1 protein-coding gene is annotated in these 994 nt (G+C 77.0%); it reads left to right on the plus strand.

Annotated features, from left to right (window positions below; translation table 11 throughout):
- Positions 1-69 precede the first annotated feature (69 nt).
- Positions 70-994: histidine kinase (locus tag HUX53_RS42790; protein WP_309237583.1), on the plus strand; the 925-nt coding region annotated here is incomplete at its 3' end.

Here is a 994-nt window from a genome sequence, read left to right on the forward strand (position 1 = left end):
AGGTGTGTATAAGGGACAGCGTCGCGGGAGGGACGCCGCCGGGGCGCCGGCCGCGCCACAATGGCGTCCGTGGGGAAGATCGACGGGCGGTCGCGGTGGCCGGTGGCGGGCGCCTGCCTCGCCGCGGCCGGCGTCGCCGAGGCCGCCTACCGCACGCACGGCTCCGGCGTCGTGCTGTCGCTGGCGATCGTGGTGGACGTGTGCGCCACGCTCCCGCTCGTCCTGGCCCGGGACCGGATCACCGGCGCGGCCGCCACCATCACGGCCGCCGCGACCGCCGCGTGCGTCCTGCACGGCGGGGCCGCCGTCGCCGCCCTCGCCGCGCTGGTCATCGTCTGGGCGGAGCTGGCGCGGCGGCGGATCCAGCGGCGGCGCGCCCGGGCCGCCGCGCTCGACGCGTCCCGCCGCGCGTTCGAGAGCATCCTCCTGGAGCACACCGCGCGCGGCGAGCGGGCCCGCATCGCCCGCGAACTGCACGACGTCGTCGCCCACCACATCTCGATGATCTCCGTGCAGGCCGAGACGGCGCGGCTCGCCGTCCCCGGCATGCCCGCCGAGGGCGCCGAGCGGCTGCTGGCCATCGGCGACACCGCCCGGACCGCGCTCACCGAGATGCGCCGCCTCCTCGGCGTCCTGCGCGAGGACGCCGGCGCCGAGCCGACCCGCCGGCCGCAGCCCGGCCTGCAGCAGCTCCTCGACCTCGTCGACGAGACCCGCGCGTCCGGCGCCGGCGGGGCGCGGCTGATCGTCCGCGGGGACGTCGCCGCCCTGGACCCCGGCCTGGAACTGGCCGCCTACCGGATCGCGCAGGAGGCCCTCACCAACGCCCGCCGGCACGCCCCCGGCGCCGGACGCGCGGGTCCCGTCGACGAGGGCGCGGCGCCGCTGCAGGCCCGTCTCCTATACACATCTGCCGCTGCCGAAGCAGGGGCACGAGTACACCTCGGGCGTCGTCGGCTACTCAACAACACACACGAACACACACAAACCACAT

Source organism: Actinomadura sp. BRA 177 (assembly GCF_013372625.1).
In the GTDB taxonomy this organism is placed as follows: Bacteria; Actinomycetota; Actinomycetes; order Streptosporangiales; family Streptosporangiaceae; genus Spirillospora.